Annotated in this window: 13 protein-coding genes; 8 read left to right on the forward strand and 5 right to left on the reverse strand. The window is 34.7% G+C overall.

Going from position 1 to position 20,117, the window contains the following annotated elements:
• The first annotated feature begins 665 nt into the window (after positions 1 to 665).
• The 6 genes from HND50_21670 to HND50_21695 all read left to right on the forward strand — a co-directional run bounded on the left by HND50_21670 (position 666) and on the right by HND50_21695 (position 9,949).
• On the forward strand, positions 666 to 3,083 hold the full coding sequence (locus HND50_21670; GenBank protein NOG47863.1) for a hypothetical protein: 2,418 nt from the start codon (positions 666 to 668) through the stop codon (positions 3,081 to 3,083).
• A 314-nt stretch (positions 3,084 to 3,397) separates the two neighbouring features.
• Positions 3,398 to 3,751 carry a hypothetical protein gene (locus tag HND50_21675; GenBank protein NOG47864.1) on the forward strand — a complete coding sequence of 118 codons (354 nt, stop codon included), beginning with the start codon at positions 3,398 to 3,400 and terminating at the stop codon, positions 3,749 to 3,751.
• Positions 3,732 to 3,986 (forward strand): hypothetical protein, encoded by a 255-nt coding sequence (locus HND50_21680; protein NOG47865.1) that lies wholly within the window; start codon positions 3,732 to 3,734, stop codon positions 3,984 to 3,986. The genes HND50_21675 and HND50_21680 overlap by 20 nt, the downstream gene beginning before the upstream one ends.
• Before the next feature lie 328 nt (positions 3,987 to 4,314).
• The gene (locus HND50_21685) at positions 4,315 to 6,507 is read left to right on the forward strand and encodes a T9SS type A sorting domain-containing protein (GenBank protein NOG47866.1); all 2,193 of its coding nucleotides are present in this window, start codon (positions 4,315 to 4,317) and stop codon (positions 6,505 to 6,507) included.
• 11 nt (positions 6,508 to 6,518) lie between these two features.
• Positions 6,519 to 7,778, forward strand: a complete 1,260-nt coding sequence (locus HND50_21690) for a T9SS type A sorting domain-containing protein (protein ID NOG47867.1) — start codon at positions 6,519 to 6,521, stop codon at positions 7,776 to 7,778.
• Between the two features lie 131 nt (positions 7,779 to 7,909).
• Positions 7,910 to 9,949: a T9SS type A sorting domain-containing protein gene (locus HND50_21695; GenBank protein NOG47868.1), complete on the forward strand. Its 2,040-nt coding sequence runs from the start codon at positions 7,910 to 7,912 to the stop codon at positions 9,947 to 9,949.
• Between the two features lie 168 nt (positions 9,950 to 10,117).
• Here the strand turns inward: HND50_21695 and HND50_21700 are convergent, their stop codons facing one another.
• The 5 genes from HND50_21700 to HND50_21720 form a co-directional block, all read right to left on the reverse strand.
• Positions 10,118 to 11,509, reverse strand: a complete 1,392-nt coding sequence (locus tag HND50_21700; protein NOG47869.1) for a T9SS type A sorting domain-containing protein — start codon at positions 11,507 to 11,509, stop codon at positions 10,118 to 10,120.
• A gap of 247 nt (positions 11,510 to 11,756) precedes the next feature.
• Positions 11,757 to 13,424: a T9SS type A sorting domain-containing protein gene (locus HND50_21705; GenBank protein NOG47870.1), complete on the reverse strand. Its 1,668-nt coding sequence runs from the start codon at positions 13,422 to 13,424 to the stop codon at positions 11,757 to 11,759.
• A gap of 104 nt (positions 13,425 to 13,528) precedes the next feature.
• Positions 13,529 to 14,194 carry a response regulator transcription factor gene (locus HND50_21710; protein NOG47871.1) on the reverse strand — a complete coding sequence of 222 codons (666 nt, stop codon included), beginning with the start codon at positions 14,192 to 14,194 and terminating at the stop codon, positions 13,529 to 13,531.
• A 2-nt stretch (positions 14,195 to 14,196) separates the two neighbouring features.
• Positions 14,197 to 17,307 (reverse strand): hypothetical protein, encoded by a 3,111-nt coding sequence (locus tag HND50_21715; GenBank protein NOG47872.1) that lies wholly within the window; start codon positions 17,305 to 17,307, stop codon positions 14,197 to 14,199.
• Positions 17,308 to 17,533: 226 nt separating this feature from the next.
• Positions 17,534 to 18,412: a hypothetical protein gene (locus HND50_21720; GenBank protein NOG47873.1), complete on the reverse strand. Its 879-nt coding sequence runs from the start codon at positions 18,410 to 18,412 to the stop codon at positions 17,534 to 17,536.
• A 244-nt stretch (positions 18,413 to 18,656) separates the two neighbouring features.
• Between HND50_21720 and HND50_21725 the strand changes: the two genes are divergently transcribed.
• The gene (locus tag HND50_21725) at positions 18,657 to 19,343 is read left to right on the forward strand and encodes a hypothetical protein (GenBank protein NOG47874.1); all 687 of its coding nucleotides are present in this window, start codon (positions 18,657 to 18,659) and stop codon (positions 19,341 to 19,343) included.
• A complete protein-coding gene (locus HND50_21730) occupies positions 19,330 to 20,082 on the forward strand; it encodes a DUF5131 family protein (protein ID NOG47875.1) in 753 nt (250 codons plus the stop codon). The genes HND50_21725 and HND50_21730 overlap by 14 nt, the downstream gene beginning before the upstream one ends.
• The last annotated feature ends 35 nt before the right edge of the window (positions 20,083 to 20,117 follow it).

Here is a 20,117-nt window from a genome sequence, read left to right on the forward strand (position 1 = left end):
GACTAAAGTTTAAGTTATTATGATGAGTTTCAGATATATTAAGCAGAGAATTTTTTAAAAATTGTTTATCAGAACTACTTAGCTCTCCTTTTGATATTGAAAGAAGACATGCATCTTCAGCTTTTTCTAGATCACCTTTTTTTATGCTTTGCTCAATTGTTAGTGTTATAATTTTCTTATTCCACATTTTGGTTCCTTAGTTTGTGAATATTTTGTAATAAATATAGATATAATTTAGTAAAAAAAAATGGGATAATAGAAAGAAATATTCAACTTTAGGAGCGTTATATATATTAATTAATTTCATCTTTTTTGAGTTACAAACTAGCTATTGACATACGGAATGGATGTAACTATACTATAATATGAGAAACTCAATTCTCAAATTTTGGTCGGGAGAAACCTTGATTTATCAGGGTTTTTTTCGGCCTGAAATCATTTTAATTTTTTTAAGAAAAGGAGCTATATGACCTGTCAAAATACCTGCACAAATTGCAGGGAAAGTTTTAACACAGACAACAGGAAGAACTATCTTTGCCCTAAGTGTCGCAAAGAATATAACCGGAAATATTACCGCAAAAACAAAAAATTCGCCTTGAATAATTTCAGCGAATAGAAAGGATACCTATGTACAAAATTTACCAAAATTTGAAAGTTGAACTAACATGGAGTTTGAACTATCGTTAAATAACGAGAAAGCAGATGCTACAAATGTAGCAGCAAACTGGTATTCAGAGAGAGCGAATATCACATCTGAAGCAGATGTAAAAAACATATTTTGCAAACATTCCTATTCACCCCACCAATGGATAGATGGTAATCGCAAGCAAGCGAATTACATCCAAACCTCGTTTATAGTCGTTGATTATGATGATGGGTTTACGATTAAGGAAGCCCGCCAGCGATTTAGTAAATACAATCATATTATCATCACATCAAAAAGCCACCAGATCGTAAAAACGAAGAAAGAAACTTTGGGTAAAGTGGACCGCTTTCATATTGTTTTCCCGATTGACAAAGAAATCAAAGATCCTGAAACGGTAAAAGAGTTGAAATATGCCAAGATCTTTGAAGGCTCAGATCCGGCTGTTTATGAAACAGGCAGGTTTTTCTTTCCTTCACCGGATAATGCGGAAATATATATAAATGAAGAAGGTGAGAATCTTGAGATCGAGAGATTAGAATATTTTGAACAGAAAGGGAATAAACCTGCTAAGCAGGCGAAGGCGAGGGTTCTCGATTTATCAACCATTGACACCATCCGCACCCATTGCAAAACAGTAGATGAAACCTTTAAAGCCATTGAGACTGATGGTGCCCATGCTTCTGTCGGGCATAAACAGAGACTGCTGGCAGCTAATATCATTCGTAATACAACGGATGATGAAGCCTATGTAAAGAAACTGTTTGGCAACCTGTCCGATTATGATGAAGAAACAACCCTAAAACATTACAGGAGTTTCGACTGTAGGCCAATCACCTGTTCCAAGCTACAGGATATTGACTGGAAGCTGTGTAGTGGGACGTGTCCATTGATGAAAGATATCGATAAGCACAGCCCGATTGCTTTTAAGTATCGAAGTGGTGAGGGGCTGATGACCAACGACGAATTACTACAAGATGCTGAGAATGAAGAAAAATTTAACGAATTGATGAAACGGGCCCGAGCGTCTTCTAATCCACTGAAAAAGCAGAAACTTATCGAACGCCTTGCCACAGAATCAGGATTAAAAGAATCTACTTTAAAACAGGAAATCAGAAAAGTACAGGTGGTCGATGATGAAAAAACCTTTGTTGTTAATGGCAGGATTCATGAAGTAAAAGCCGCCGAGTTTATAATCCATAAATATAGTTTTATTCGGTTTCAGGAAGACTTTTATCAATATAATGAAGGCATCTGGGAGAAGATGTCAAAAGAAGAGGTGGAAGCTATTATCCATAATGAAATAAAAAACTGGTCGGATAACCATACGATCTCAGAAACAATTAATGCAGTCAGACGGGAATGTTTTGTCTCAGCAAAGACCGTGGAAGAAAAAACAGGTACATATGTGATTGCCTGTAATAACGGGTTGTTTGATGTGAAAACGAATGAATTGAGAGATTTCACTGAGAAATATTACCGCTTTCAGAAGATGCCTGCTAATTATGATAAAGCAGCAAAGTGTCCTGAATTTATGCAGGTATTGGAGGAACTGTTTGATGGAGATGAAGATGCGGATGATAAGAAGATCATGCTGCAGGAGATTATGGGCTATCTGCTGATCCCGGATTATACATTAATCAAGAAGATGTTTTACCTGTGGGGACCAAAGGCCAATAATGGGAAGTCTACTGTACTGGATATTATCCAGGCCGTTATGGGAGAAGATTATATTGACAGCGTGCCTCTAAACAAGCTCGATGGCTTTATGTTGAAAAGACTGGCGGGTGTTCATGCCAATATAGTTGGTGACCAGGATGCGGCTGTTAAAGTACCGGATGGTGTTATAAAGATGCTTGTGGGTGGCAGGGATAAGATAACCGCTGATGTAAAGAACAAAGAAGCCATTAACTTTAAGAACTACGCCCGTTTGATTTTTGCTGTGAATAAGCTTCCCTTTAGCCAGGCCAAAGACGCCGGTTATTATACCCGAGTAGCCGTACTTGTTTTCAATAATGAGTTTGTTTCTGACCCCGTAGGGGGACAGAAACAGGCTGATCCGGAAAAGATTGACAGGATTATTGAAAATGAGCTTGATGGAATATTGAACTGGATGCTGGAGGGACTACAACGATTGCTTAAGAATAAACAGTTGACGATACCCAATTCTTCTATTCAAGCATTGAATGATTATAAGACAGAGAATAATTCTGTTTTAAGCTTTGTAAAAGATAAATGTGAATTAGGTGATGGAATTAGAAGTAACCGAACAGCGGTATATGAAGAGTATTGTGAATGGTGTAAAAGAAATGGTTTTAAGAACCAGGTTAAGGCATCAAACTTTTATAAAACATTGCAGTCAGATTTTCCAGTTAACGATTATCGCGATAATAGAACAAGATATTTAGAAGGGATAAAAGTGTCAGCTCTTCCTTTTTGAGCTGTCACTTACCTGACACAAAAGGGTATTAGCTGACACAAAATCGATGAAAAAATTAAAAAAGTAAAAGATTTATTCAAAAAATGATGAAATAAAGGCATTTACCTGACACACCTGACACCTTGCTGTCACCTCTAAACCCTTGCTATCAAAGGGCTGTGACGGCTGTGTCAGCTAAATACTTAAAATTGTTAAAAAAAATAAAATAAATAATCATGAAAATTATAAAATATTTACCAGAACCTGAAAATGACACATTTTACCTGACACAGCTGTCACCAACAAACAATAAATAAACCTAGGACCAATTAAATATGGAAAAACTAAATGCATGGGATAAATGGCTTGAAGCTAAAACGCCCAAAAAGAAACGAAAACATAATTACCCGAAAAACAGAAAGAGCGGTGTTCATAAGAACTCACAGAAATATCACCTGTTACAAGAGCATCCGGAGTCTTTTATAAAAGAGACCTGGATTAAACACGGAATATATCAGGCTGGTGAAATATTGGATGCGAGTCCAAAAGTAATCTGGCACCTGGCCAGGGAAAAAGGCTGGAAACGTCCTTTGCCGGATTTTTTAGCTTTAGCTGCCCAGACGGGCAATTGGAAGATCACTGAGAATTATTATATAGAGGAAGAGAAAGATGAAAATATATTGGGTTAGGAAAAAAATTTTCAAATGTGGCACAGAAGAGTTTGATGATTATTATAACTGGATCGATAAGAACTTCATAGTTTACGGATTTGGAGATTTTCACTATTCTGAATTGGGAGTAGACATTCCGGTTCACTATCTTGAAAAAGGGGATTTACTGCCCAGCAATCCTTACAAGCAAGTACCTGATTGGCAAAAAACTCCATGGATTGCACCGGCAGAGGCTGTAGCTGAAATAAATTAAATAATAGTACCTCTAGGGGTACTATTATTTAGAATAATCCTAACTAAAAAAAGGTTGCGTTTCGATTTTTCTTTTTAGTATATTTATAGGTAATAATCACTCGGTATTTTTTACTTTGCTGATCTTGAGGGGGAAGGCAAAGTAAACAAAGGGAAACAATGTGTTTTATTAAACCAACACCCTCAATCTTTTTATATATTTTGAATTGCCTTCCTATTCTAATAAATCCACGGAAGTATTATTGCCAAATGGATGTGAAAACATTTACCAATAATAACACAAAAAAGTCGAATTGCGGTTTTCCAATAGTTCAAATAAGGAGGACAGAATGAATACTCTTAGGTTTAGAATCATTATTTTAACATTTATAGTTTTACCTTTTCTTATTTCTGCTCAAGACAAAACACCACAAACTACACAAAAAGATGCGTGGTCAAAATATCAAGATGACAACGGCGCTGACTGGAAACTAAGATGGAATAAAAAAACTGGTTCTCCAGCAAGTATGTATGGTGGAAAATCGAAAGAATATGAAGGAAGTTTTGAAACAAAGGCAAAATCATTTTTGAAGGATAATATTGAACTCTTTGATTTTGAAAATGAAAGTTATATTGATCAATTAATAGTAACGAAAACAGTTGATAGAAAAGAAGGAACTTTTGTCCGCTTAAAGCAGCTTTACAATAATATACCTGTAGTTGGTGGTGAATATGTCACAAGATTTGACAACACAAATAAGGTGACTTATGCCGGCGGTTATTTATATAATAAAATAAACCTTGACTTAACGCCGAAAATATCTGAAAGTGTTGCTATTGAGTCGGCCAAAATTGGACTTAACATAATGGAATTGAAAAGCCAACCATTAACAGAAGTAGTGATTTTACCTTGGGATGGAAACTATTCTTTATGCTGGAAAGTTCTATTAGTTGAAAGTGCTATAGGGAAGTGGGAATGTTTTGTTGATGCTCAAAATGGTGCGTTAATTTATCATGAAAACATAGTTTCCAATTCAGTAACCAAGAGTGGAAATGTATACTTGACAAACCCAGGAAATGGAGGTATTACCAGCGACTCAATTGAGGTTGAGTATGTTGGAGGAAAAAATCAGTTTGAATTAAGGAATAACTTTGCCACACCTATAAACTCATCAGGGCAAGTAATTACCAGTACAACCGGTAATTTTTATTACACTCCGCCAGGATCAACTGTTTATGATAATACGAATTTTGATTATGTCAATACACTTTATCATGTTTTCAATTTTGCCACGGTTTACATAAGAGATGAACTTGGATATACACCTTCAGCAATTGATATTTATGTACATCAGAACTACGACAATGCCTATTTTGATGCAGAAACATCTGTCTTACGTTTTGGGCAAACGTTAACGGGGGATTATTTTGATTTTGCAAAATCAAATGACATGATTTATCATGAATATACTCATTTCATTATATACAACATTAGTGGTATCTACGGATTTAATGATGAAAAAGGTGCTATGAGTGAGGGTTACGCCGATTATTTTGCTTGCTCCTTTACAGATGACTCAAATTGGGCTGAATGGTTGCATACTACTTATACAACTCATTTACGCAAATTAAACACTGATCCGGCCACATTTAATTATTCGAACTATGATAATATCTCCTATCGTACAAGCCCCGTTGGAAGCGCGCATGCAAATGGAATGATATGGTCTGGGGCTTTGTGGGATTTACGGACACTGCTTGGAGACTCACTTGCGGATGAAATAATATTTACTAGTGTTATTTCATTAACATCAACGCCAACCTTTTTGGACGGATTAAATGCGATATTAGATTATGCAGGGACAGTTTATCCTAGCACTATACCTACCATAAAAACTATTTTTTGTAATAGAGAAATATCATTTCCTGAAACGCCTGGATTATTACAAATATCAACAAGTTCCGGTGGTTTTGTGCAGTTAAATTGGCCGCTAAATACAGAATGTAATCATTCTGGATATAAGATTTATAGAGACTATGACTTTAATGGTTTTCAATTACTAACAACAGTCGGCGCATCTACTACATCATATGAAGACAGAGGTATTACTGTAGGAAACAAGTTTGATCCAAAAGTCAGGTATAAAATATCTGCCTTTGATGTATCAGGTCAAGAATCATCAACATCCAATGTTGTCACCACTTATGCCGGTGGCATAAATAGTAAAGATGTATTGAATAATCTTAAAGAAATTCAATTAACTAAATTTGAATTATTTAATGCCTATCCAAACCCCTTTAATCCCCAAACAAATATTAACTTCTCGCTTCCTGAAAAGTCTAATACAATTTTATCTGTCTATAATACATTAGGTATGGAAATAAAAACACTGGCAAATGGTATATTAGAAAAAGGTATTCATAAAAGAGTTTTATATGCAAGCCAACTTCCGACTGGAATTTACATAGTCAAGATAAATTCAAGAGGTTTGGAAACAAACAAAAAATACACACAAACACAAAAGATCATTTTGATAAAATAGTCAGGTATAAAATGAAAAAAATCATATTCATTTTGCTGCTATGCAAATTTTTATATGGCCAGAATTCTTTAGGCTGGCAACAGCTTCCCCAAATTACAGAAAATGTTAAAACTCTAAATGGTTTGCACTTTTTTAATAAAGATTCTGGCTGGGTTTGTGGATCCTATCGGCCTAGTTCTACATTCCAGTTTGCAGCTAAAACAAATAATGCTGGTGGCACTTGGGAACAATATGATGACATTGGGAATTTAAGGATTCTAAACGATATTACTTTTATAAATGATTCAGTCGGTTTTATTTTGAACGGGTGGATTTTAAAAACAATAGATTTTGGGAAAACCTGGATAAAAGTATTTGACGACTTTGGAGCAGATGTAAAAAGCCGCATTAAATTTTATGATGAAAAATATGGTTGGGCAATCGGAATGGATGAAACAATAGTAAAAACATCCGATAGTGGTGAAACCTGGGAATATGTTACTATTGACAGCTTAACCATGCAAACACTTGGAAATCTTAGCATCGTTGACACGAATATTGTTTATGTTTCAAATTTTCGTTCCATTCATAAAACCATTAATAGTGGCCAAACCTGGTCGGTTATTTATAAAACGACAGGTACTTTCGAAGAGTTTTATGATGTAGAATTTACATCTCCAAAGAAAGGCTGGATAGCCGGGACAAGCAGAAGAGTATTGTTTTCGGAAGATGGTGGTGAAAACTGGGTGGATAAATCACCAGTATTAAGCTTTGATGCAATTAACAACCTCGATGCGCTTGACTCATTGACTGTCATGGCTGTTACATCTGAAGGCGCTATACTGAGAACAGATGATGGTGGTGAGAACTGGACTGAACAAGTACCTCAGGATGTTTTTAGTTATTTAGTTGATGTCAAAATGATTGATTCATTGACAGCTTATGCTGTAGGTTTCAACGGCACCATTGTAAAAACCACAAATGGGGGAGTAACCTGGCTAAATGAAACACAATCAAATGATATACCAAATTCTTTTAAACTTTACTCGCCTTATCCAAACCCGTTTAACCCAACTACGACCATTAAATTTGAAATACCTAAACGAGGCTTTGTAAATATTGGTGTTTATAATACAATAGGTCAAAAAGTTCAAACACTGCTTTCTGAAGAAATCAATCCAGGGGTGTTTGAGTTGGTTTTTAATGCTTCTGGTTTAGCAAGCGGTGTTTATTATATAAGTTTAAAATCGGGCTCTTTTATCAAAAGTAAAAAAATATTGCTATTACGTTAAACCGGTTTATTTAGCATATTTATAGAAAGATTTTTTTATTTGTACCTCACGAATGATTTATGGTATAGAATACAGACACTTTAATTGCATGCAAAGCAATCGGGGAAAGTAAATAAACAAAAGGAAACGACATGTTTTGTTTTGTTAAGTCCAATACTCTAAGGCTAATACTTATCTCATTGTTTTTGACATATTCCTATGCTCAAAATAAAAATTTAACATCCCCGGAAATTAAAACTTACTTTTCCAAACAAGATTCTTCAAAGCAATTTGTTTTATATAATCATCAAGCAAAGATAGAAAATAAAAATGTAGCCAAACAAACACTAACTATTTCTGCTGACTTTGAAATGGATGTATTGATTGTGTTCAACGAAGAAGATATTGATACTTTTTTATTTTATGATAGCACGGTATATGAAGTACAGATACCTAAAGGAAAATATAACTTTCTTGTAAGTAAATTTGAATCAAAACACATATTACAATTGTATTTTAAAGAAAATATATTATTAAACACTAATACTTTTATTGAAATAAGTCAGAAAGAAATTAGTCGTCAAAATAAATATGCTTTTTATAGGGAAGATAACTCAAAACTCAGGCTAAACATTGCCGAGTTAACATTTTTATTTCCAGAAAAGAAAATAGGACGTGATGGTTTTATAGGTTTTGGATATTATATCGGCCTGGATTCATCTCAGTTCAATATTCATTATAACATCCTCCCAGACTTTTTAAAGAAAGAATGGGCTTTTCAAGGAAGAATAAAACATAATATCAACCTATACTTACTAAACGGAGTATTATGGGATTTTGGTTTTGATACTTTAATTACAAATGACATTAGTAATTGGGCTTTTGCAGATTTCCAGTACTTTTTTGAAGATTCGATTTTAAAGAAGAATAAAACAGTACAGATCGGGCCAAAAAATCCGGGTAATTACCATGCCTGGGTTGATAGTTTTTTACGTGAGCCTTATAAATTAAGAATTTTCCAAGATGAGTCTACTTCCAATTTATTGTATCATTCAAAATTCTCCACATTTGTAAATGCACAACAATTTTATAACAATCAGTATAAGACATCACAAAAAAGAATATTTAAAGACAAGGTTGAACACTATATTTCGCCCTCAAATTATGAAAATCCAATTATATCAACCAACAACAATTACGTAGGATGTGGCATTCCACCCGTGTTTTGGAATGGGCGGTTTAAAAATAAAAGAGATTCAATAAAACTTAGTGCACCATTTGATTTTTTATCACGCGATTTTTTATTTGTGTCACAATCAAATGACGTAATTAATCAGTCTCCTTTTGATTATTATATTTATCAAAATGGTTCTGAAATAAAAAGAGGGAAAATTGGGCAAATAATGGCTATTTATTTAGGCGTTGGAGCCCTTTTTGATACTCTTGACTATGCAGTTGATCCTGATAAATATCGTTATTCTATAACAAATGAAAAAGTTGAGGTTGCTGGAATTGCAGGAGGTGTTCGAGTTGATGCTGATTTTGATTTAAGGCTTGAAGATAAAAGCCCGCCTTACATGGATTTTTTTCAAATTTCAGAAGATAATATTATCACGAATGTTCTACGAGGAAAAGAGGATGCTAAAATATCAATCCGAGCATATGATGATGTAGCTATAAAAGATGTCTCTTTTCAATTAGAGTCTTTTGAAACATTCGAACGAATTGATTTGGAAGTAACAAAAAATCCACCTTATTATGAAGCTGATTTACCATTTTTAAACGATGACAGCTATTCATTGTATCTATCTATTTCAGATTCCAGTGATAATAAAATTACTACATTTATGGATCCAGTATTTTTGGTTGATAAAACCACCTCTTTGAATGAATCGATAGTACCAGTCAAAGATTTTGAAATTACTTCTATCTATCCCAATCCTTTTAACTCTCGAATAAAAATCAAAGTAAACCTTGATAATAAGAACTATAAGAAAAGCAAAATTGAAATTTATAACATCTTAGGTAAAAAGATTAAAAGTTTTGAAAATAAATTTATTAAACCGGGAATTACAACTATTATTTGGGATGGAACTAATAACCAAAATTCTGATGTTGCAAGTGGAGTTTATTTCATTTACTTGAAAATCTCTACTAAATTTGTTACAAAGAAATGTGTCATTATTCGATAAAAAATAAATCGAAACCTGTTTTGAAAACTAGAAAAGCGAGCTGCCGTTCATAGTGGGAACAAAGAGTATATAATTTGCCTAGTTTTGGGGCTAAAAAGCATCCGATCTTCGAAGAACTGATGGTTTCAATAATGATTGAGCTTGCAAAGTCACAGATACTTTTACAACCTATTTTAACAATAATATTTTTTTCACCGCGGTATAATCCGGTGTTTGAATTTTAGAGTAATATATGCCTGTTGAAAACTTCGAGGGATCCCAATTTACTTCATACCTTCCGGCGTGCTTTTTCTCGTTTATGAGTGTTTGTATTTTTTGCCCCATTGTATTATAAATCTCAACTTTTACATTTGTATTTTTTGCTAGATCAAACTTGATGGTTGTAGTAGAGTTAAATGGATTAGGATAGTTTTGATATAAAAATGGTTTCTCTGGAAACACGGCTGGATTACATTTATTGATTGCAACAATAGTTTGGTTCTCGTACCATTCAATTTTATTTGTACTGCCGGAACCTGAGATTATATCCATATCACCATCACTGTCTACATCTTTGGCAAAGACCGACCAAGCAGAAACAGAGTTTGATGTTACAATATGGGATGTAAAGTTCTGATTTCCATCATTTTCATACCAATTAATATTTTCAGAAGCAGCTATAACATCGATATCACCATCATTATCAATATCAATAGCGTAAACAGAATAAGAAATTTGAGTACTGTCACTATCATTAATTAAATGTGCAGTAAAGTTTTCAATACCATCATTTTCATACCAAACAACTTTATCATCATAAGTAGAAGCAGAGATCACATCTATATCGTTATCATTATCAACATCAATTGCGAAAACCGAAGCAGCGCCATCTGCACTTGAAGTAATTATATGAGTTGTAAAATCTTCGCTTCCGTTATTTTCATACCAAACTACCTGATCATAGTAAGGAGATGCCGCAAGCACATCAATACTTCCATCACTATTAACATCATTTGCATATACTGACCATGCTGAAAATAAATCAGCAATTATATGAGCAGTAAAATTCTGATTCCCATCATTTTCATACCATTCAATTTTATTGTCAAGCCAAGAAGCGGATAGAACATCAATATCACCATCACTGTCTAAGTCAATCGCATAAACAGACCAAGCTCCACTCAAACCAGTTGTGACGGTATCAGAAACGAAATTTTGTTTTCCATCATTTTCATACCAAACTATTTTATAATCACCTGCATTGGTAGAAAGTACATCCAGGTCATTATCACCATCTACATCAATCGCAAACACAGAAGTAGCTTGATCTGCATTTGTTGTAATAGTATGTGATGTAAAATATTGGCTACCATCGTTCTCATACCATGCTATTTTGTCATCATCATAAGACGCAGATAGCACATCAATATCTCCATCCTTATCCAGATCAATTGCATAAACAGACCGGGCACTACGGGCGTTGTTTGAAATTGTATGAGGAACAAACTGTATCTGTGCTGTACTAAAGCCAAAAACTAAAACCAAAAACATTTTAGTAATAAATAGGCGTTTTAATGTCATATAGTAGTTCCTTTAAAACCTGATAACTATTTACCAACAATCTAAAATTTTGAACAAATCCAGTTGATGTTATCCGTTAATTCATTAAACTCCAATAGATTGTCTTCCAATTTTGTTAATTTCCCGTTAACACAATACTGATTTAACCCTCGATATTGCACTTGTTAAAAAGTAAACCAAACCCTAAAATCTAAAAAGCCCAATAACCTCTCTTGTAAACATTTACTTCTATTTACAAAGCCTAATACTATCTCAACAGTACCATTTTCCGTGTTAGCAAAAATTTATCTGCTTTTAGCTGGTAGTAATAAACACCGGATGCAAGACCGGTCCCATTAAAAGTTGCCTTGTGTGAGCCTGCCACCATCTTTTTATTTACCACTGTTGCTACTTTCTGACCAATGGCATTGTATATTGTAAGATTGACCAGTGAAGCTTTTGGAATATCAAACCTGATAACTGATGTTGGATTAAAAGGGTTTGGATAGTTTTGTCGTAGAATATAGTCTTTGGGCTTTAATAGATTAAAATCTTCAACCCCCACAATAGATTCAATTATAATATCCATTGTATCATAATCTGATTTAACACACTCATCTGTAACTTTTATATAAATCAAACATGTATCACAAGAATCTAAACTTGCTGACCAAAGTATCAGATTTTTTATTGAATCATTATACGACCAGTTCAAAGCTTTACTATTTGAACTTATATCATAGGTCATCAATGAGTCAGGAGAATCAATATCGTTTGTAAAATCTAAAAGGTCTATTGTAATTACTGAGTCAGGATATAAAACCATAAAATCAGGCAGGCTTAATTCTGGAGGACTATCATTTGCACAGATTACTCTAACTCCATCCAGATACCAACCTGAACTAACATCGCTTCCACCAACCCAAGGATTATCTTCAGAATAAAAACGGAACCCTATTTGAATTGTATCTCCCGCAAACGGCGTCAAATCAATCGATGGAGGTTGCGACCAAATTCCCCCACTTGTATTTACATATCTGTCTGAAACAACTTCCCATTTCCCATTATTTTTTTTGATATGAACCTCACCGAAATCGGATGAAGAAAAACTATACCAATGGTAAAAACGTAAACGAGGTAATCTTTCACTTTCAGGGACAACGATTTGTTGTGATAAAAATCTACTATCAACTGTTGATGCATAGTTTCCATTTAAAACAGTTCCTGCACAATTAGGCGGAAAAAAACATGAATCAGGCCCGGAAAATGGCATGCCAACCTCCCATGTACCTCGTTCAGCAGACCAATCATTAATACCTTCCTCAAAATATTCTGGATTAGTATTCTTTACCTCCCCTGATAGTAACGATATATTATCGATATACCACCCTGTACTTACGTCAGTACCACCGACCCACGGATTATCTTCCGAATGAAATCGGAATGCGATTTGGACTAGTGAATCAGCAAATTCTGCGATATCGATGAATGTAAGAGTCCAAACATTACTACTAGTTGCGGAATAAGTCGCCGATAAAGTTGTCCAGTTTTCTCCATCTGTACTTATTTGAAGTTGTCCATAATCAGAAGATGAAAAGCTATACCAATGCCAAAATTTAAGTCTAGGGTTTTCTGATTTTGGAGGTACCTTGAATGGAATATCTCTTATTAGTTTTGCTTCAGCGGTTGTAGGGTAATTGCCATTAAAAACCGTTGCAGCACATTTAATACCACCATAGGCAGTATCGGGCCCTATCACCGGCTTACCAAAATCCCAAGTACCTCCAGTAATCCCCCAGCGTTCTTGAGGCTCATCTTCAAAATCTTCAAACCACAATGTATCTACCACCTGGGAGAGAGATGAAATTGGAAGCAGCAAGCTAATAATCAATATAAAGTAAAAAAGACAGCGAGATAATTTTGCATGAAAAAACATGGACACCTCCAATGTTTTGAAGTTTGAAAATATTTATGTGGTTTATAAAAAAAAGTTAGGACTATTATAAAGAGAAATATATATGAATGTAACTGGCCAAGTGGTTAGTTTTCAGTAGAGGGATTATCTGAAAAATCAAGGTCATCTATATCGATAAGCCCTTTTTTTAACGCTGTTAAAACCGCATTAAGGCGGCCAGAAACATGCATGATATTATAAATATTGTTGGTATGATATTTAATGGCATGTACAGAGAGGTTGCGATCATCAGCTATGGCTTTGTTACTTTTTCCCGAACCTAAATCGAGTAAAACTTCCCTTTGATGTTTGGTTAGCTTGATTTCTGTACCGAGAAGTTTAAAGTATTCATTAACCTTATTGGCAATAGACATGCTCATTGCCGCGCGACCGTTTAAAACATCATCAATAGATTTTAGTATTTTTTGTGGACCATCCGTTTTTAACAAATATCCCGAAGCACCGTTTTTTAATGAATTAAAAATATGATTTTCATTATCAGACCTGGAAAGCATTAGAATTGGGGTTTTTGGCGACAAGGCTTTTATTGCTATGGCGCCATCAACTCCGGAAAGGCCTGGCAAAAATATATCCAGTAAAACAAGATCCGGTTTTTCATCGATTAGTTTTTTTAATGCGGATTCACAATTAGGAAAAGCGCCACTGCATTTGTACTGTTTATTACTTTCAATTATTTGCGCTAAATCTTCCCTATCCTGTTGCTCATCTTCGATAATAAATATTTGTTTCATATTTACAATTTAAACGTTTTTTTTATGAGATCAACTAACCGAAAGGGTAGTTTCGCACGAAAAACAATCGAGCTCCCCTTGTCATTTCCAGAAATAATTTCCAGCTCGCCATTTAATTCTTTTGCACGTGATTTGAAATTTTTAAGACCATTTCCGCGGTTTGTTTTTTTCTGGTCAAAGCCTGGGCCATCATCACATAAGCCCATAATAAGAACATTATTCGTTACGTTTACCTTTAACAGAACATTGCGGCATTCTGGGCAATGTTTGGAGATGTTGTTCATTGCCTCCTGAAAAATCCTTAATAAATTTGCCCGCCAATGTGACGGTAAATAAATCTCGTCAAAATCACTATTTAAACCTTCTAAACGAAAAACAACCAGCCCGTCATCAAAGATATTATCACTGCAATCTTTAAGGTAGGTTATGAGTTGTTTAAGGGTTGCCCTTTCCGGATCAAGGCCAAAAGCAAGGGCCCTCAAAGAATGTGAAATTAAATCGGTTTGCTGTGATATTTGCTCTGACAAACTGTCTTTATTATCGTTTGAATTTCCTTTGAGTCGGTAGCTTAGATTTTTAATCTTTGTAATCGGAATCCCTGTGTCATCATGCAGATCCCTTGCTAAGTCTGCCTGCAGTTTATCTCTTATTAGGCTTGCCTGTTTTAAACGAAAAAAATGGACACTAAGAGCTGATAACCCCCCAGCAGTGATGAGCGAAAATAAAAACCACCAAGTTTTCCAAAATGGTGGGGAAATAATTATGGCAATATCCAATCCATCTTCATTCCACATTCCATCACCGTTGGCCGCTTTTACCTTAAACCTGTAATTACCAGGATCAAGATTTGTGTAGACGGCTTCTCTCTTGTTGCCAATATGAATCCAATCCCGGTTAAATCCTTCCATTTTATATGCATACTGGTTTTCATGCGAAGCTTTATAATCCAGAGCTGCAAATTCAAGAGAGAAAAAGTCATCGCGCCAGGAAAGGTTTATTTCCTTTAATCCATTTAATGATAAATCCTCAACTTTCTTGCCAAATTTTTTAAAAGATGTTAAAACTACTGTTGGTGGTTTTGACTTTTGTCGCTCTTGTGGTATAAAATAATAAAGACCGTCTGAAGCACCAAAATAGAGGGTATTCCCATCTTTTAGTGAAGCGCCTAAATTAAAGCCCTGTTCAGGTAAACCATCTGAAAATGAATAATTAGTAAATATTTCAGTTTTTGGATTGAAACGAGAAATCCCTGTATTTGTTGATAACCACAGGTCGCCAAAATCATCCTTTAAAATTCCATAAACCATTTCACCAATAAGACCATCTTGTGTACGGTATACTTTATAATTTTCAACTAATTGACTTTGTGCATTATTATAAATGCTTGAAACATTTAATTTAACTATCCCATGTCCGTATGTCCCCATCCAAAGTATATTTTTATCTGTTTCGAAAAATGAAGTTATTCGAAAGCTGTAATCATTAGGTAGGCCTAATTTAAATTGGGAATAATTCTTTTTTTCAAAATCAAATAACAACAAGCCTTCTGTCCAACCGGAGGCCCATATCACATTTTCTTTTAATGATGTTTGATAAAATGCTGGAATAAATGTTTTATCACTGTTATGGGACTCTGCAAAACTATATTCAGTAAATTCTTGTGTTTCTAGATTAAACAAATTCAATCCTCCACCATTTAGCCCAATTAAAAAATTACCTTGAATTTCTTTTAGACAATAAGTGGTATTGGCAGAAATCGTTTGAAGATTATTCTCATCATGTAAAAATATGTCCATTTTTCCGGTTTCAGGATTTAATCGAATTAATCCGGAACCCAACACCGCAACCCATAAAATCCCTTTTTCATCTTCATATAAGTCACGTACTTGCAAATTATTGTTATTTGGAAGAGAGAAATAAAACTCTCTTACTTTTTGGAAGGAATTTTCATCTTTCTTTAATAGACACAAACCACCGTCAATACCTGCCCATAAATGGTCTGGCTTTCTACTCTTTTTTATTGTCCAGACATTGGATAATTTCGTTTTATTGAATCTTTTATCATCAAGATAAACAGGATATTTATTAAAATATATCCTGTCGGTAATTATTTTATAAATACCAGTATCTTTACTTCCAGCCCATACAACTCCAGTACTGTCAATCCACAGGGAGTATATTCGGTTAGTTCCAAGTGTATTGCTATCATTTTCCTTGTGTTTCAAATAAGAAAAACTTTCCGAACCAGGATTATATTTCATAATCCCTGCTCCATCGGTAGCAAACCAAATGAAACCATCCTTATCTTCTACGATCGAATAAAAAATACAATCTGTCTGGATTTGTTTACTTCCCGTTTGGGATGTGTTGAAATAAAAAAAGTTGTTTTCATTTATATCTCCATTTGGGATTTTAACTAAACCACCACCATTACTGCCTACCCAAATATTCCCTTTTGAATCTTCAAAAAAGGAAGCAACGTCAAAATAGGATTGCTTAATATTACCTGTAAAAGTTTCTGGGAAGTGTGATATTTTTGACTCCATATTCACTTTTCTTTTTATAACAAATAAACCGATTTTATCAGTCCCAATCCACAGGTTGCCTTTACTGTCTTCGAAAAGTTTTTTGATTTTATTGTTTGAAAGTTTAGCAGAGTACACTCCCGTAATAGGAAAATCGCTAAATGAATTATTTTTAAACAAACGCAATCCAATTGCTGTAGAAATCCATATTTCAAAGTCATCAGTTGTATTTGGTATCTTAAGATGAAGTATTTCAGTATCAAGATAATTACTAAATCGGCCATTCATTTGATTTATTTGCGAAAGTTTAGATAATGAATGACCTGCTGCTATCCATAAATTACCGTCCTTGTCTTCCTTGATATCTTTTATTTGAAATCCACCGATTGAGGTTGAATCATTTGGGTTATGTAGATAACGGGTAAAAGTATATCCATCGTATTTACACAAACCATATTCAGTACCATACCACATAAAACCCTGGCTGTCCTGAAAGATACAATTTATTGTGCTTTGAGACAGACCATCTTTTACATCAAAGTTTTCAAAGTAATAAGAATTTTTCTCTTGAGGGTTTGCATTATTCAAAAAAAGAGAAACAGCTAATATCCAAGTAAATCTGTTTAGTACCATTTAAGGAGAAGTTTTTATTTTAGTGACTTTATGAAGAGTAACATGTACTGAACATTCTAAAGAATAACTAAAACTGCAAATTTATTTTGAGTTACTCTCAATAATTATGCACATCATTACTGTATTACTCATTTTTAATCGAAAATCAAGACTTTTTTAAAGCCTTTGAACTCCAGGGGCTTTATTTGTAAAAATATTTCTTTTTCTCGGTATCATAGCCAACCCCTAATTCTTTAAGAAGTTTTTCTTTCGAGTTCTCAGCATGTGTATTAAAAATAATACGCTGAACTGCTTTAGATTTAGATTTTCGAGCACCTTCATCATCTTCATCAAAAAAGAACCTGGATGTACTTATAAGATCGCTATAACAGCTTTCAAAATTACATAAAAACTCAGCGATAAAATCTTTGGTTCTAGAATTATCAATGCTCATCTGAGGGTTATCCACATGCTCCAAAGCATCCAGTAATAATTTATCTTTTTCTTTGGCGAGCTGTCTATATGAAGCCTTACTTCTTCCATCAATATATTTTTGAAGTCTGGTATTGAACAATCGTTCTCCATGTATTCCCGGGTTTGGATCAAATTGGTAGGTATCATGTTCTTCCATTTTTGGTGTATGAAGTAACAGAAGGTTATACAAATTAAATATCCAAATATATAAAGGGTCTGCCCAGAGTTTAGCATTATATTTTTTCTTTCTCTCCATTATGTCTTTTTTAAACTGTTCAATCTCTTTTTGGTGTTCTGGGGTTAATGGACTTTTTTGTGTCATCTTATTCACCTTAGTTTCCAGGTTTCTTTCGAGAGAAGAGTAGAGCTTTTCCATCTCTTTTCTACTTTTCAGCCATACATTTTTATCATAAATGCGCAACAGCTCTTTATCATATATCTCAATTAATTTAACTATTGTCTCTTCGTCTATAGCATCCTCAGGAATTTTATTTGGGGCAGCCAAGGGCGCTACCAGGTCACCGTATAAAGCCCAGCGTTCACCCCAACACTCTTCCTGCAAATCTATAGTGATCTCCTGCCCTTCAGAAATAAAAAAACTATACAAAATAGACTCCCTCATCGAATTAGGTCAAAAACATGCCAAAAGAAGCACCTTGAATGACCTAAATAACCCAATTCAGTTTATTATACTTCATACTGTTGAAATTTAAAACATAGGATTGAGGATGACAAATACAAGAAAAAACAAAATAGGTCAAAAAGGAATAAAAAAAGATCATAGTAATGACCTAAAAAGAATTTTTCATATCAGTATAATAGAAGAAACACAAACGGAGGATAAGTAGAAAATGAATAAAGAGCACGAAAAATCGATTGAATTAGCCCAGCAGGAAAACAGAAAAAATGGAGATAGAGGTAAAGTCTCGGTGGCTAAGAAACCACATTACCGCAGCAAAGGGATAAAAACCCATCCACGGAGGGAAGGCTATAAGAACATTGATGTGACATCCGGAGGCCCAGCTAAGTTTAAGGGCTTATCACCCATGTTACTGGGTCCCGTAGATTCTACACCCCAAGCCCAAAATATGGAGAATTTGTGGCAGTTTTCCAAAGTATTTAAAGGGGATGTAGACGCAGATGGGCAGCCGACACCTGCTTTTTTTGATAGAAGAAACAGAGGATTTGCCGATAGAGTCGCACACCGCAGAGTGAAAAGCAATGAATTCTATTTATTTCATTATTGGCAGGGCAGAAAACTTAATTATACAGAGGCAAGAGAGGAAATATATGTAAAGAATTATAGCGAGTTAGTACGTGAAAGCCAGGTTTATAAAGACCTATTGGCTTTATTAGATGAAGGCATGAACCTTCAAATAATTGGTTATGATGGTCGTGATTACGATGCGACATTAAACCAGGATGGTAAACAATTAAATGAATGGTTAAGAGACTTAAACAAGCCTTTTGGGCACGAACTTGTCCTTGCTGGTCTCTTGGCAGAAACTAAAGGATTTTTAATAAATGAAGAAAAGTAATATTGATAGAATCGGGTTAGAGCGTTGGAACCCAATTACCGGTTGCACAAAATATAGTGCTGGATGTAAGCACTGCTATGCAGAAAGAATGGCAAATAAACTGGCAAGCTGGAATAATCCCAGATATGAAAATGGCTTTGAATTCAAAATGCATGAAGATTTACTGGAAAAGCCCCTAAAAGTAAAAAAAGGTAGAAAATACTTTGTCTGCTCCATGTCAGATTTGTTTCATGAGAATGCAACCGATGAATTCATTTTGAAAGTTTTTGAAACAATGAATCTCGCACAACAACATACTTTTATGGTTGTTACCAAAAGGGCAGAAAGACTAATTGAACTAAATGATAGGATAAACTGGTCTGATAATATTATCATGGGTGTTACTATAGAAAGCGATAAATATGAGTTCCGCGCTGACCTGCTCAGGCAAACCGGAGCCCTCCATAAATATCTATCCTTAAAGCCACTGTTAAGCTCATTGAACACCCTAAACCTGGATGGCATTGACTGGCTTCTGGTTGGTGGAGAATCAGGTGGAGAAGCAGCACGGCCAGTAAAGATAGAGTGGATTAGGGAACTCAGGGATAAGTCTGTTGAGGCAAATATTCCTTTTTATTTCCGTCAATGGGGCAGGGCTGAAAACAATCCTGATCCACTAGATCCTAGCATTAAAAATGTTAAGGGCGGCTTATTGTTAGATGGCCAGACCTGGAAACAACTACCAAGTGTTTTACAATAAATAATAACTATGGCCGGTCTGAAGGCCGGTCTTTT

Source organism: Calditrichota bacterium (assembly GCA_013112635.1).
In the GTDB taxonomy this organism is placed as follows: Bacteria; Calditrichota; Calditrichia; order Calditrichales; family J004; genus JABFGF01.